Below are 13193 nucleotides of genomic sequence, written 5' to 3'. Positions count from 1 at the left end.
CTGCGCCAATAACTCTGGCCGGCCGACGCGAGTTTCTCGTCGGCCGGCCTTTTTTTGCGCCGGGCCCGAGCTTGCCCTGACGCCAGCATCTGTAAGAATCAGGCCATGACGTTTCGGTTCTCTATCCGCGCGGCGCTGCTTATCTTGACTTTGGGCGCCGGCTTGTCGCTCATCCTCGCCCAAGCGGTGCAGGGACAGATCTGGGCGGTTGGCATTGTGATCGCGGTGGCGTGCCTGCCTGCGGCGTTTCTGCCGTACGTTTTCTGGTATTGGGTGATCCGGGCCACTTCCCTCGTGTTGACCCCCAAGCAGCCCTCAGCCGATACGCCGCAGCAACCGAATTGAACACCGCTATTCGCCAGGGACGCTCGATCGACCTCCGACGCGGAACAACCCGTCGCGAGTGGCGACTGTGGTTAGCGATCGCCCTGCTGACGCCGTCAGTGGCTGGGGCGCAGGCAGGGCGGTTCACGGCCTCGACGCCTGCTCAGACGTCCGCCGGATCGGCGGCGAACGACCTGCGCGTCACGGTCAGCTTCGATCCGCTCCAGCTCTTCGGGCGTCAGCCCGTCGAAGTCGACATCAACGCCGTGAAGCCGACCGCCAGCGACCGCCAAATTACGGTTCGGTTCTACGCCGACCGCGGCTTCGACGGCACGCCCGATCGGTACGACCTGGCCTACGAACGCGACGCCGAACTGCCCGCCGGCGCCGCGCAGCTCTCGATCGAGATGCTGGTCCCGAAGCTGCACAGCTGGGGGATGGTGCGTTGGCAGGTCTGGGTGGACGGGCGGCTCGACCCCGATCTGTCCGGGGGCGCGGCCCTACAGAGCGGCGGCGCTCAGGGGCCGGTGAGCATCCTGGCGCCGGGACCCCAGCAGGCGATTGGCTCGCCCACGCTCGGCAGACTGCTCGCGTTTGGTTCGCCGCGGGGGACGCTGAACGGCGTGATCGAGATGAGCTACGCCCCGCTGCCTTCGGATTGGCGTGGCATTGAGTCCTACCACGCGGTGCAGCTGTCGGCCGACGAGCTGCAGGCGCAGGCTTCCAAGAATCCGGAAGGCGTTGCGGCTCTGCGGAGGTGGGTGTCGCTGGGCGGGCAGCTGCTGATCGAGAACGCGGGCGATGACTTCCGCAAACTAGACAAAGTAGACGAGTTCCTCGGCCCGAACTCCCGGGTCTTCGACCGCCAACTGGCCCGCGACCAGCAGCCCGAGGCGCCCCCCGACAAGGAAGACGACGAGCCGCCGGTGGAGGTGACGCCGCCCCCGTTCCCAGACTCGCCGGCGTGGCGCTGGGCCGAGGTGCTGCTGCCGGGCGCGGACGACGACGAGGACGACAGCAACACCACCGATCGGTCCGGCGGCGGGCGGCGGGTCCGCTCCGCGATGGAGGGTTGGTTCCTGGAGCGGCCGGTGGGGTTCGGCATGGTGACCGTCTTCCCGGAGGCGATCGAGCAGATCCCGGACGAGCGTTCCGGGGGAGGGCTAGCCGATCGCTTCTCAACATACAGCGACCGCTGGCTGCAGCGGGCGGTGGTCAGCTACCTCGCTGGCTGGGACTGGACCCAGCGCCACGGGCTGGCCCCCGACCGGGGCAACGACGAATTCTCCAACTGGCTCGTGCCCGGGGTCGGCGCCGCCCCGGTCGACGCGTTCCGGCTGCTGGTCACACTGTTCGTGCTGCTGGTGGGGCCGGCCAGCTTCTTCGTGCTCAGGGCCTACCACCGCACGCAGCTCATGGCGCTCACCGCACCGCTGGCGGCGGCGGTGTTCACGCTCTGCCTGTTCGCCTACGCGACGTTCTCGGACGGGGTCGGGCTGAGGGTGCGTGTGCGCAGCCTGACGCTGCTCGACCAGCAGCGGGGCGAGGCGGTCAGCTGGTCGCGGCAGTCCTACTACGCGGGACTGGCCCCAGCCGACGGGCTGGTCTTCCCAGAAGGATCGTCGGTTTATCCAATCATGGCGAGCTGGCAGGCCTCGGCCTTCAGCGACGCCAAGCCGTACATGCGTGAGATGATCGTGGAGGAGGACGCCGAACGCTACAGCCGCGGCTGGCTGTCGTCGCGGCAGACCTCGCAGCTGCTAGCGCTCGACAGCCGCAAGACCAACGCCGGCCTCCGGCTGGGGGGGACGGACGACAAGCCGACGGTGACCAACGAACTCGGCGCCACGATCGACCGGCTGTTTGTCCTCGACCGCGACGCCAATTGGTGGTCGGTGCGAGGCGTGCCGAACGGCGAAACGCTTCCGCTCAACACAGACGACCGGGCGGGCATCGTGGCCGCCGCCCGCAGGGCGTTCCTTGACGCCGCTCCGGCTTTCCCGCCGGGGATCGACGGCTCGACCCACCGCACGTCGATCAACCCGTTCGCGCGGCGCCGGTCTCGCAACCGGTACGGCCGCGGGGGCGGCGCGTCGCTGGAGGACGGCCAGCTGGAACGGCTACTCATCCAGATCGAGGGGCGCAGCGACGGCCTCACCACGCCGCTGCGGCCAGGCACGTACATCGCGATTACAGACAGCACGGTCGCCGCTCCGCTGGGGAGCGCCGACGCCCGCGAGCTCGGCAGCTTCCACGTCACTCTAGGAGTGTGGGGGGAGGACTCGCCGTGACCGCCGACCGCCCCCTGATCGAGCTGCGAGGCCTGCACCGCGTGTTCGGCGACACCCACGCGGTGCGCGGCGTGTCGTTCGAGGTCGGCCCGGGTGAGGTGTTCGGTTACATCGGACCGAACGGCGCCGGCAAGACGACCAGCATGCGCATCCTCGCCACCCTGGACGAGCCCACCGCCGGCGACGCCTACGTCGATGGCCTGTCGGTCACCGAGGACCCGGACCGCGTGCGGCGGCGGCTCGGCTTCATGCCGGACTACTACGGCGCGTACCGCGACGTCAACGTGAAGGAGTACCTCGACTTCTTCGCCCGCAGCTACGGGCTGCGGGGCGACGACCGTCGCCGCGCGCTGGCGTACGCGATGGACTTCACCGGCTTGGACAAGCTCGCCTACAAGCCCATGGACGGGCTCTCTAAGGGTATGAAGCAGCGGCTGGCGCTGGGCCGCACCATGATCCACGACCCGGCGGTGATGGTGCTCGACGAGCCCGCCGCCGGACTCGACCCGCGCGCGCGGATCGAGCTGCGTGAGATGATCAGCCGGCTAGCGCAGCTCGGCAAGGCCGTGCTGATCAGCTCGCACATCCTGACCGAGCTGGCGGCCATCTGCCACAAGATCGGCATCCTGGAGCAGGGCCAGCTGCTGGCGGTAGGGTCGGTCGAAGAGATCAGCCGTCAGGCGCGGCCGCACTCGATGATCACGCTGAAGATCCTGTCCGATCCGCAGGCGGCCGAAGCCTGGCTCCGCGACCGCAAGGACGTGGAGCACATCGAGCAGGTGGAGCAGCGGTTCACCCTGCGGCACGCAGGCGACGACGCCGCGCGGGCCGATCTGCTGGCGGCGATGGTCGAATACGGCATCCGTGTGGCGGAGTTCCGCTCGCAGGAGACCTCGCTCGAGGACCTGTTCTTGCACGTCACTGAGGGCCGTGTGCAATGAGCGTCAGCGCCCCTCCCATCTCGGACACGGAGCCGGCCGACGAGTCGTCGCCGTCGCGGGTCGCCGCCGCACTGGCCTGGGTCGACCAGCGGCTCGAGACGCTCAGCGACTACATCAACCCGATCCTGGTCAAAGAGACCCGCCAAGCGCTCAAGAGCCAGCAGTTCGTCCTCTGGTACCTGCTGCTGCTGGCGGGCTGTTGGGTGGTGACCATGGGCGGGCTGGCGGTGATCGGGCCGGCGGCGTACTACGGCGCCTTCGGCGGGCAGCTGTTCTTGTGGTACGCATGGATCCTGTCGTTCCCGCTGCTGGTGGTGGCGCCGTTCTCGGCGTTCCGGTCGTTGGCGGCCGAGCAGGAAGAGAACACCCGCGACGTGCTGACGGTCTCCGCTTTGTCGCCGTTCCAGGTGGTCAACGGCAAGCTGGGCAGCGCGGCGCTGCAGGTGGCTATCTACCTGTCGGCGATGGCGCCCTGCCTGGGGTTCGCCTACCTGCTGCGCGGCGTCGACGCGTTGACGCTCCTGCTGCTGCCGGCGCTGGGCGTGCTGGCCTCGCTGGGGTTGTCGTTGGTGGGGCTGCTGCTGGCGTCGCTGACGCGGCTGCGGTACCTGCAGATCCTCATTAACGTGGCGTTCATCACGCTGCTCCTGCTGCTGTTCTACAACTGCTTTGCGGTGATCGAGGAATTCGTTGACAACGGCTTCCGCATGTACCAGGCGGAGGAGTTCTGGCTCGGCCTCGGCATGATCTTCACCGCCTACGCCACCACGTTCCTGCTGGCGTACTTCCTGGCGGTGGCGGCCAACACCTTCACCAGCGCCAACCGGTCGACCCACCTGCGGGTCGCGATGCTGGTGCAGCAGTCCGCGTACATCGGCTGGTTCGCCGCGGTCTGGATCTACGACCGCGACGCGGACATCCCGATCGTGATGTTCGTCTTTGCGCTGGCGTACTGGACGTTCGCCGGGATGTTCCTGACCAGCGAGGGCCAGGTGCTCTCGCCGCGGGTCCGCCGCACGCTGCCCAAGACGGCGCTCGGCAGGCAGCTGTTCACGCTGCTCTCACCGGGGCCCGGGACCGGCTACTTCTTCGTCATGGGCAACCTCACGTACCTGATGCTGCTGACCTTCACGGCGTCGGTCTTCTCGCGGCGGGGAGGGCCGTCCATCAGCGGGGTGCCGCTGCTGTGGGTGCTCTGCGTCGCGCTGGCGTACGCCGCGGCCTACCTCGGCCTGGGGCGGATTATCATCCTGCTCGTGCGGCGCGTGGCCGAGCTGAGCCTGTTCGGCGGCTTCCTGGTGCACGTGCTGCTGATGCTGGCCGGCGGCTCGCTGCCGTTCGCCATCGAGGCCTCGTCCAGCATGTTCCGCCGCGAAGGGTTTAGCTACCTGGACGTCCCCAGCCCGGTGGCGGTGATGCTGCACCTGGAACGGGGAGACCTGTCCGACGTCGAGGCGGTCACCACCGGCGTGATCGTCATCGGCGCGGCGACCTGCCTGCTGCTTGTCAATCTAGTGCTGGCGGCGGGCGAACTCCGGCAAACGCGGCTGCCGCTGCCCCAGCGGATCATCGAGGACGAGCTGGCCAAGGCCGCCCGCCCCGTGCGCGCATCCAACCCGTGGGGCGACACCACCGCGGCGCCGCCCACCCAAGATGCCGCCGCCGACGGGGCCTGACGCGGCGGCGGGCGATTGCTTGTCTGGCGTTTTGTCCGCTTCGTTTTGTCCAAAAACACGCGCGAAGCGGACAAAACTCGGGGCGTATCTCTCCTAGGGTTGTGCGTAAGTGCTTTGTTACGAATGCATTGCGGTCATAGCCCTGTGATCCGGCAGCCGGGGTTTTGTCCGTTTTGGCCGCCAGGATCGGACAATCGGCTCCCGGGATAAGCCCCGGATCTCCAAGAGCGCAGCAGTCAGCCCCGCCTGCCGGGGACGTAGGGCCTAACCGGGGCGTGGGGGACGCGCGAACACCACCCCTCATTAGATCGCACGGGGTGGCCGGTTTCTACGAGAATCGAGCGGCGACAGCAGAACCCAGACGCGCCGCGTGGGGCGCGCGTCCGTGACGCCGGGCCCGTCGCACCGCCTCCCTAATCGAGCGACGCCGTCCAGCGGTTGCGGCCCCGCTGCAGCACGACCTCCGGAGGAGCAATCGAGATCACCTCGATGCCGTGCTTCGCAGTCCCCGCCGCAACCGAGGCGATCACGCCGTCGATCGACAGCACCGCCTTCGGCTGGTCGACCGACACGAAGCCCAGCAGCTGGACGGACTCATCGTCGTCGAGGGCGTTGCTGCGCGTCGCGGCCCGGGTCCGCTTGGGCGGAGCGAACAGGTCTTCGCGTTCCGGGTACGGTGGGTTGTAGGCGGGCACCCGCTCCACCTGCACCTCTTCCCGTGGCAAGGCGGGCGGAAGCTCGGTGGGCTGACGCCGCGGCGCCAGCTGCGCAGCGGCGGCGGGCGGCGGGGGGGCCTGCTCGGCGCATCCGGCGGCCACCATCAGTGGGGCGGCCAGCAGCAGCATCGTGGCGGGGTTGCGAGTCGGCATCGGCGGCAAGTCGGGTCGGTTCGAAGGCGGCCCGGCGACGGTCGCTGCGGGCCGAGCAAGTGTAGCACCCACGCCGGGGTCAGGCGGTGGCCGGTGGCGCCGGCTGTGCGGGCTTTGCCGTCAGGTTAGCGCCAGAACCGTTTGTAGAACGGCTCCCGCTTGGCCTTCTGGACCGGCGGCTGGCGGGTCTGTTCCGCGGCGCGGAACCGGTCGTCGTAGCCGGGCCGAAGGCCGCCGGAGAAGCCGCGTCCGCTGGCCGCGGTAGCGGCCTCGCTCTCGACCGGGGGCAGGCGGCGGATGTTGAGCGACCGCCCTTGCGCGTCGGTCGGGTAGGCCGGCAGGGCCTCGGCGGGCGTGGGCAGTTCGTGCGACGGGACGCACCCGCCGGGGCCGCAGGACGCGCACGCGCCGGGCGGGCAGCCCTCGGCGGCCGGGATCCGCTCCAGGCGGCAGTCGATGGTGTCGACCGTGCGTTGCTCGCGCTCGCAGAGCGGCTCGGCGCAGCTGACGATCGTGGGCCGGATAAACACCATCAGCTCGCTCTCACGCACGTCCGTCTGGTGCGAGCGGAACAGCGGGCCGATGAACCTCACGTCCTTGAGGAACGGGATGCCGTTGAAGTCGCCGACGTCGCTCCGCTGACGCAGCCCGCCGATCACGACCGTCTGGCCATTGGCGATCCGCACATTGGTGGTGGCGACCCGTTTGTCGATGATCGGTTGGTTGTCGCCGGGGGTGAACCCGGTCAGCCGGCTGAACTCGGGCTGCACCTCCATCTGGATGCAGCCGTCGTTGCCGATCTTGGGCGTCACATTGAGGGTGATGCCCGCCTCCTTGAAGGCCGTGGTGCCGATATTCCCGCCGGCGGCCGTCTGGGTGAGCTGCTGGTACGGGATCTCCGACACGCTCTGGATCACCGCCTGCTCGTTCTCCAGCACGGTGACGTTGGGCGAGGCCAGCAGACGCGAGTCCGCGGCGTTCTGCAGCGCCATCGCCACGGCCGCCATGCTGAAGTTGCTGCTCAGGTTGTACAGCGTGAACGCGCCGCCGGCGGAGCCTTCGGCAAACGGGATCTTGGTCACGGAGTTGATCAGCGTGCCGGTGCCCCGCGACAGCGTCCCGCTGCCGGAGACCTCGCCGCCGCCGGCGATCACGGTCCCCTCCAGGCTGCCGTTGCTGATGCTGTGCCAGTTGAGGCCGAGCTCCTCGAGGTCCTTGAGGCTGATGTCGTAGATCAACGCCTGGATCGCCACCTGGGGGCGCGGCCGGTCCGCGTGCGAGACGACCTGCCGCACCATCTGCAGGTTCTCTGGGTAGTCCACCACCAGCAGGCGGTCCTCCTTCTTCATCACGGTCGCCTTGCCGGCCGGGCTCATCACCGCGTTGAGCAGATCGACCATGTCCTGGGCCGACACGTGGTGGGTCTTGAGGTACGCGACCTCCAGCGGTCGGTGGGGCGTCGCGGCGGGCTGCCCGCCGTAAGACTTGGTGGTGGCGGCGTCGATCGCCTCGACGAAGCGGCGGATCTTCTCCACCCGGTCGGGGAAGTCGAGCACCACCACGCTCCGCGCCGACGGCAACGCCTTGACCTGCCCGCTGGGCGTGCTGAGCAGCGAGGCCCCCTGGACCACCTCGTCGACGTCGGCCGCCTTGATGGGGATGGTCGCGGAGATGAAGAACGGGTTGACCTGCCCGAGCTCGCTTAGTCGGGTCACGACCAGGCTCTCGCCCACGGCGCGGTACCCGTAGCCGTTGCTGAGCAGGATGGAGTCGAGGATCTCGCGGAGCGGGGCGTCCCGGAACACGCCGTTGACCGAGCCCTCCAGCTCGCCCGACACGATGTTGATCCGCCACTGTTCGCCGATGGTGAACAACGCCGACTTCAGCGTGCCGTTCTGGAGCGTGAGGTCGCCGCGGGTCTCGAGCGCCTGGACCAGCGAGGGGGCGGGCGCCGCGGGGGCGTCGGCCTGCCGCGGCCGGTCGGGGCGGGACCGCGGCGTCAGCGGCGGCTGCGCGACCGCCGCGCAGGCGGGCAGCAGGCAGGCGGCGGCCAGCACGCGCCAGAGCCACCGGAGCGCAGCACGGGGCGCCGTCGTCGGGTTGGCGGCTTGGCCACTCTGCATGCGTCCTCCATGACGCGGTAGGTGGGCGGTGGCTACACGCTCCCGAGGGAGTAGCACCACAGCTCAATATCTAGTTGCACCGTCTGGTGGTTCTTGCCGGCCGACCGCAGCTCCAGGAACTTCACGTGCTGCATGACCCCGTCGTTGTGGACGCGGCTGATCAGCTTCTTCACCGCCGCGGTCGACCCGGTCACCGACAGCGATACCGGCCGCGTCTCGACGTTGAACGGCGTCCGCTTCGGGTCCGGCCCGACCGAGTCGGGGTCCATCACGTTGTCGCCCTCGTGCCACGGCCGCGAGCGGGCGCCGCCGAAGCTGATCCGCCGCACGCGGCAGCCGGTCTCGCGGGCGAACGCGATCAGCCGGCTGCGGAACTCGCTCACGGCGTCCTCGTCGACCGTGCGTCCCTCGGCCTGGCTCAGCTCCTGCAGCTTCTCCCGCAGCCGCTCCTCAAAAACTGGTAGGTCCTGCTCGATCCGCAACGACTCGGCCAGCTCCAGCCGGAGGGCCTCCTGATCGTCACAGAGCGCACGGTACTCATCGGCCAATGGCAGCACGGTCAGAAGGGCAATCAGTACGGTGCCGGCTGTAACGATTAACCACCGCCGCTTGCTAGCACAGAACTGGTCAACGAGGCTATTCACTGCGGGCCTCCGACTTGGGGTGCGCGTCCCCGCCCATGGCGAAGTCGACGGTCATGTTGAAGCTGGTCACCGGCCCGTGCGAGCCGCGGCGGACGCCGGTCTCCTGCAGCGCGGCGTTCTGAGCGCCCGGCATCGACTCGATGTGCCCGACAAACTCGAACACGCCGCCCTCGGTGAAGCCGGAGCCGACGATGGCGGCCTCCCGCTGGTCGGCGATCGTCAGCCGGTCGAGCCACACGTCCGCGGGCAGGCAATGACCAACGCGGTTGACCACCGCGTCGAGCGGCGTTTCCGGCAGCCCGGCCGCGAGCTCGGTGAGCGATCGCAGCTTGGCGTCCGCCGCCGCGAGCTGCAGTCGGGTGTCCCGGTAGCGGACCTTGTGGGGCTCGGCCAGCGCGACCAGTCCAGCCAGGCTGTGGTTCCGCATCCCGAGCGAAGCGTTCAGCCCGAGCATCGCCACCGCGATGACGAGCACGGCCGCCAGCGGCGCCGCCGACCGGAGCAGGATCGGCCGCAAGTGCTTGCGGCTCTCGCGGATCCAGTTCTCCAGCAGGTTCGGCCCTTCCTCGACGCGGTCGGGGCAGAGCCACAGCAGCGAGGCGCCGAGCGCCGCGGCGTACTCGTCGCCCGGCGCCTCGTCACGCACGCGCCAGAAACGTTCGGGCGCAGCGGTCAGGGGTTTCACGGTCAGGCTGGGCGTGCGTTTCAATGCGACGGCGCCCGTGGCGCACGCCGCGGGCGAGCCGCTGAGGTACACGGTCGACAGCTCCTGTCGCCCACCGGGCTCGGCACGCTGGCACGCCCGGTGGAACCGACCGAGGTGCTGCGAGACGATCTGATCGGCCTGCTCCGCGGTGGCCGACCCGCCCGGCAGGTACTCCAACAGCAACCGGCCGTTGTGCGTAGCGCCGATCGATAGCGACTCGTCGTGGGCGGAGATCAGCAGCGCGGGCTGGTCGTCGTCGGGGTGGAACATGCGGTGCGCTCGGCTGAGCGAGACCATCGACGACTCGATCCGCCGCAGGTTGAGCCCCGCCTGCACGGCCGCCTCGGCGACGGCGTCGACCACCCGCTGGCTGGCCATCGAAACGAGGGCGTGCCGGTGGCGGGCGTCGACAGCGCAGACGCTCTTCGCGACGCACACATCCCCACCGCCCAATGCGTGGTAGAGCTGGCCCCGCTCCTCGAGGTCTTTGACGGAGCGGTCGATCTCGCCGGCGCCGCCGGTCGCGGTGCGCGTGACGCACATCCGCGCGCCCAGGAGCACAACGGCCTCGGCGCCCTGCAGGCGTTCTTCGGCCGCGAGCGACTTGAACGCGGCGGCCAGCGCGTCGGCGTCTACCGCCGTGGGGGCCGCCGCGCCGGCGGTCCGCCACGGGAGTGTCCGGGTAATCAGCAGCGGCTCCTGCGCGGCCCCGGTGCGGACCGTGATCGCCGCGTGCAGGCTGTTGTCGCAGAGCTCGATCACGACGTGCCGCTCGTCGGAGTTGCGACGCCGGTCCCCGCCGGTGCGGCGGTCCGGGTCCTGACGGCGGTCGGTCTTTCTAGGATTGCTCACGTGTTTCCCTACCATTCGATAGTCGCTTCTACCGTGCGGGCGGCCTCGCCGGCGACCCCCACCGAGACGACATCCACCTGGCCGTCCACTCCGTCGGCGACCGTGGCGGAGTAGGTGTCGTCGGCGGGGTAGGCGCCGTCGGTTATTGTGCCCCGGTAGGCGTCGTCCTCGGCCAGCAGCGCACAGGCGTGGTGCACGCCGGCGTTGGCCAGGTACAGCGCCCGCTCGTAATCCCGGACGTTCCGCGCAACGGCGGACTGCTGCGTCTCGGTGGTCAGCATGTTGAGCACCAGCGAGCTCACCATGAACACCACAAAGATCACCACCAGGAGCGCGGCGCCCTTGCGGCGGGATCGCTTTGTCGGTTTTCGGCGTGTCATCGGCGGAGCTCCTACCACGACCGTATCCAGGCGGAGCAGGATACCGTGCGCGATCCGCCGGCGGGCATGCCGATGGTCGCCGTCACACGCACCAGCTGCACATCGATCGGGTCGGCGGCCAGCGTGACGCCGTCGGCCTCCAGGCCGGTGAACACCAGGCTGTCCACGTCTGGCGCCAGGGCGGAGCTGACCGGCCCCGGGTAGGTCCAGTACCACACACCGCCCGGCGCGTCGGCCGTGTAGGCGACCGTGTCTCCGGAGTCCAGCGTCAGCGTGAGCTCGCCGGCGTTCTCTGCCGGGCCGGTGATGCTGGTGACGGAGGTCGCCTGACGGAGGGTGCGGACGATGTGTCGGAGCACCGCGTGCGCGTTCTCGGCCTGCTCGTGGTCGGCGTCGTGCGCCTGCCAGACGGCGTAGCTGGAGCGCAGCAGCACCACCGACGAGGTCATCATGGTCCCCGTGATCGCGGCCGCGGCCATCACCTCCAGGAGGCTCATGCCGCGGCGTCGGCTAGTTGACCGCTTTCTCCACATAAGCGCCCAGGTTTGCGACCTTGGTCCGGAACGAGCAGCTCAGCTCGCCCGTGTCCTGCGTCGCGTTTGCGTTCTGATCGATGTAGGTGGTGACGCTGACGTGCATCAGCTCGTCGACAACGCCGCCGTTGGCCGGGTCGTCCGACGAGGTGACCACGTACCGCAGCGAGGCGAACCCCTCGGCGGCGAAGCTCCCGGTCACCGTGCCCTCCTGCCAACCGGCGGCCACAACCGCTAGCCGCTCTTCGAGCACACGCACGGCGTAGTTGGTCAGCAGCAGCTGCTCGTCGGTCTTGCGGCTGACAGCCATCCCGTCACGCAGCAGCGCGAGCGCCGGCGCGAGCGTGCCCGCGGCCAGCGCGATCGCCAGCGTGAGCTCCAGCAGCGAGTAGCCACGCCGCAGCCGCCGCGGTGCCGAAGGTGGCTGGTGGGTTGGCATGTGGCGCTCGGGAGGGGCCGGGGGCTGTAAACCGCTGCCCAAACGTACGTTACGGCCGGCGCCGGTCAATCTCGACGGGCGCGAACCCTAGGGCGAAAGCGTCTTGTCGCAGCGGACGGCGCCGGTGGCGTGGTAGCAGGTGATCAGCCACTGGAAGTCGCCGCCGTCGACGGTCATCGTGCTGCTCCCGCCGCCCGACTGCAGAGCGCCGTCGAAGCCGAAGGTCCACTGGTCCGCCGCCGACGTAATCGTCACGCCCGTCGGAACCGTGCGGGCGTCGTCCACCAGCGCGCCGCCGCTCTGGCAGACAGCGAACCCGGTCACTTGGCCCGCGGTGCGGGTCAGCTGGAGGTAGTGGTCGACGCCGGTGGTGATGGTGCGGCGCCGGGCCTGACGCAGGTCCAGCATCAGCTTGCGGGCGACGCCCTCGCCGTCAGCGACGGAGATCGCGTCAACGCCGAAGCGCGTGACCGCCATCAAGCTGAGCACGCCGATCACCGCCAGCACGAGCGTCAGCTCCAGCAACGAGAACGCACGCTGCGGCCGGGCCAAGCGTGCGTCCTGTAACTTCAGTGCTCTGGTCATTCCAGCCGCCCGGCTTACGGAGGCGACCCAGAGTCCTGGGCGCGGTGGTTGGTGTCGAGCGAGTAGGCGTTGCCGTTCACCGGGTTCACCGGGATGCTCTCTGGGAAGTAGTTGGTGTCGGCCTCCAGGGCGTCAATGTCCGCGGGCCAGGTCCCCTTCTCGATGTACCACCGCTCGACGGCCGAGTTGATGGTGGCCAGGTTGTGGGCGTGGACCTTCTCCTTCGCCGTGTTGCTCGACACGCTGACGCGGGGAACGATGATCGCGGCGATGATGCCGAGGATCGTGACCACGGCTAGCAGTTCCATGAGTGAGAAGCCCCGGCGTTGGGGCTTACGCGGACTCGTCATTTGTCTTGCTCCGTTGCTCGCCATGTCGCAGTTACTGCAGAGGGGTGGGATCGGGGAGTAGGCCGCTGCGGCGCCGGCTCTGAGAAAGGCTAGTTCACCCTCGCTGGTGAAATGCCCCCCAATCTGATGGGCTTTCCGCACCCTGTGTCAGTGGGCGTGCCCTACGACTGTTCCATCCGTCACATCGATCGTGTAGGCCGATCCATCCACGGGGCAGACGGGGAGCCCGGCGGGGAAGTACTGAGCGTTTGCCCCGATGTCCGACAGGCTGGCGGCCGGGAAACCGCCGTTCAGCCGCCGCCAGAGCTGGACCTGCAGCTCGATCTCGCCCTGGTTCAACTCGCACGCCGCGGGCGCCGCGTTTGAGGATTGCGTCGTCACCCGCGCGACCAACAGGGCCGCCAGCACGCCAACGATCGCCACGGCCGCCAGCAGCTCGATCAGGGTCACTCCGCGGTGGTTGAGCCGGTATCTACGCAT

14 protein-coding genes are annotated in these 13193 nt (G+C 69.2%); 4 read left to right on the top strand and 10 right to left on the bottom strand.

Annotated elements, in window-relative coordinates; translation table 11 throughout:
• Positions 1-105: 105 nt before the first annotated feature.
• From KOR34_RS01960 to KOR34_RS26385, 4 genes are read left to right on the top strand one after another with little or no spacing between them, the layout of a single operon-like run.
• Positions 106-345: a hypothetical protein gene (locus KOR34_RS01960; RefSeq protein WP_146561730.1), complete on the top strand. Its 240-nt coding sequence runs from the start codon at positions 106-108 to the stop codon at positions 343-345.
• On the top strand, positions 342-2615 hold the full coding sequence (locus tag KOR34_RS01955; RefSeq protein ID WP_146561728.1) for a hypothetical protein: 2274 nt from the start codon (positions 342-344) through the stop codon (positions 2613-2615). The genes KOR34_RS01960 and KOR34_RS01955 overlap by 4 nt, the downstream gene beginning before the upstream one ends.
• On the top strand, positions 2612-3556 hold the full coding sequence (locus KOR34_RS01950; protein ID WP_315852832.1) for an ABC transporter ATP-binding protein: 945 nt from the start codon (positions 2612-2614) through the stop codon (positions 3554-3556). Before KOR34_RS01955 ends, KOR34_RS01950 begins: the two co-directional genes overlap by 4 nt.
• Complete coding sequence (locus KOR34_RS26385; RefSeq protein ID WP_197531062.1) at positions 3553-5232, top strand: hypothetical protein; 1680 nt, start codon at positions 3553-3555, stop codon at positions 5230-5232. The genes KOR34_RS01950 and KOR34_RS26385 overlap by 4 nt, the downstream gene beginning before the upstream one ends.
• 413 nt (positions 5233-5645) lie before the next feature.
• Here KOR34_RS26385 and KOR34_RS01940 read toward each other — a convergent pair whose 3' ends face one another.
• The 10 genes from KOR34_RS01940 to KOR34_RS01900 all read right to left on the bottom strand — a co-directional run bounded on the left by KOR34_RS01940 (position 5646) and on the right by KOR34_RS01900 (position 13193).
• Positions 5646-6101 carry a hypothetical protein gene (locus KOR34_RS01940; RefSeq protein WP_146561726.1) on the bottom strand — a complete coding sequence of 152 codons (456 nt, stop codon included), beginning with the start codon at positions 6099-6101 and terminating at the stop codon, positions 5646-5648.
• A 125-nt stretch (positions 6102-6226) separates the two neighbouring features.
• Positions 6227-8224 carry a secretin N-terminal domain-containing protein gene (locus tag KOR34_RS01935; protein WP_146561724.1) on the bottom strand — a complete coding sequence of 666 codons (1998 nt, stop codon included), beginning with the start codon at positions 8222-8224 and terminating at the stop codon, positions 6227-6229.
• 32 nt (positions 8225-8256) lie between these two features.
• A complete protein-coding gene (locus KOR34_RS01930) occupies positions 8257-8868 on the bottom strand; it encodes a hypothetical protein (RefSeq protein WP_146561722.1) in 612 nt (203 codons plus the stop codon).
• The gene (locus KOR34_RS01925) at positions 8861-10426 is read right to left on the bottom strand and encodes a hypothetical protein (protein WP_146561720.1); all 1566 of its coding nucleotides are present in this window, start codon (positions 10424-10426) and stop codon (positions 8861-8863) included. Before KOR34_RS01925 ends, KOR34_RS01930 begins: the two co-directional genes overlap by 8 nt.
• Positions 10427-10434: 8 nt before the next feature.
• Positions 10435-10806, bottom strand: coding sequence for a hypothetical protein (locus KOR34_RS26380; protein ID WP_197531061.1), 372 nt, complete (start codon positions 10804-10806; stop codon positions 10435-10437).
• Positions 10807-10817: 11 nt separating this feature from the next.
• A complete protein-coding gene (locus tag KOR34_RS26375) occupies positions 10818-11303 on the bottom strand; it encodes a hypothetical protein (RefSeq protein WP_197531060.1) in 486 nt (161 codons plus the stop codon).
• Between the two features lie 13 nt (positions 11304-11316).
• Positions 11317-11778 carry a hypothetical protein gene (locus KOR34_RS01915; protein ID WP_146561716.1) on the bottom strand — a complete coding sequence of 154 codons (462 nt, stop codon included), beginning with the start codon at positions 11776-11778 and terminating at the stop codon, positions 11317-11319.
• Between the two features lie 87 nt (positions 11779-11865).
• Positions 11866-12330 carry a prepilin-type N-terminal cleavage/methylation domain-containing protein gene (locus tag KOR34_RS01910; protein ID WP_197531059.1) on the bottom strand — a complete coding sequence of 155 codons (465 nt, stop codon included), beginning with the start codon at positions 12328-12330 and terminating at the stop codon, positions 11866-11868.
• 47 nt (positions 12331-12377) lie between these two features.
• Positions 12378-12713, bottom strand: a complete 336-nt coding sequence (locus KOR34_RS01905; protein WP_146561712.1) for a competence type IV pilus major pilin ComGC — start codon at positions 12711-12713, stop codon at positions 12378-12380.
• Between the two features lie 147 nt (positions 12714-12860).
• Positions 12861-13193: a competence type IV pilus major pilin ComGC gene (locus KOR34_RS01900; RefSeq protein WP_146561711.1), complete on the bottom strand. Its 333-nt coding sequence runs from the start codon at positions 13191-13193 to the stop codon at positions 12861-12863.

It is taken from the genome of Posidoniimonas corsicana, from assembly GCF_007859765.1.
Taxonomy (GTDB): domain Bacteria; phylum Planctomycetota; class Planctomycetia; order Pirellulales; family Lacipirellulaceae; genus Posidoniimonas; species Posidoniimonas corsicana.
This window is presented reverse-complemented; position numbering and strand designations above follow the sequence as displayed.

What these genes read in the sequence shown, in the direction of transcription:
- KOR34_RS01900 (WP_146561711.1), bottom strand. Translation starts at nt 13,193, where the DNA reads ATGCGTAGATACCGGCTCAACCACCGCGGAGTGACCCTGATCGAGCTG.
- KOR34_RS26375 (WP_197531060.1), bottom strand. Translation starts at nt 11,303, where the DNA reads ATGAGCCTCCTGGAGGTGATGGCCGCGGCCGCGATCACGGGGACCATG.
- KOR34_RS26380 (WP_197531061.1), bottom strand. Translation starts at nt 10,806, where the DNA reads ATGACACGCCGAAAACCGACAAAGCGATCCCGCCGCAAGGGCGCCGCG.
- KOR34_RS01960 (WP_146561730.1), top strand. Translation starts at nt 106, where the DNA reads ATGACGTTTCGGTTCTCTATCCGCGCGGCGCTGCTTATCTTGACTTTG.
- KOR34_RS01915 (WP_146561716.1), bottom strand. Translation starts at nt 11,778, where the DNA reads ATGCCAACCCACCAGCCACCTTCGGCACCGCGGCGGCTGCGGCGTGGC.
- KOR34_RS01905 (WP_146561712.1), bottom strand. Translation starts at nt 12,713, where the DNA reads ATGACGAGTCCGCGTAAGCCCCAACGCCGGGGCTTCTCACTCATGGAA.
- KOR34_RS01935 (WP_146561724.1), bottom strand. Translation starts at nt 8,224, where the DNA reads ATGCAGAGTGGCCAAGCCGCCAACCCGACGACGGCGCCCCGTGCTGCG.
- KOR34_RS26385 (WP_197531062.1), top strand. Translation starts at nt 3,553, where the DNA reads ATGAGCGTCAGCGCCCCTCCCATCTCGGACACGGAGCCGGCCGACGAG.
- KOR34_RS01940 (WP_146561726.1), bottom strand. Translation starts at nt 6,101, where the DNA reads ATGCCGACTCGCAACCCCGCCACGATGCTGCTGCTGGCCGCCCCACTG.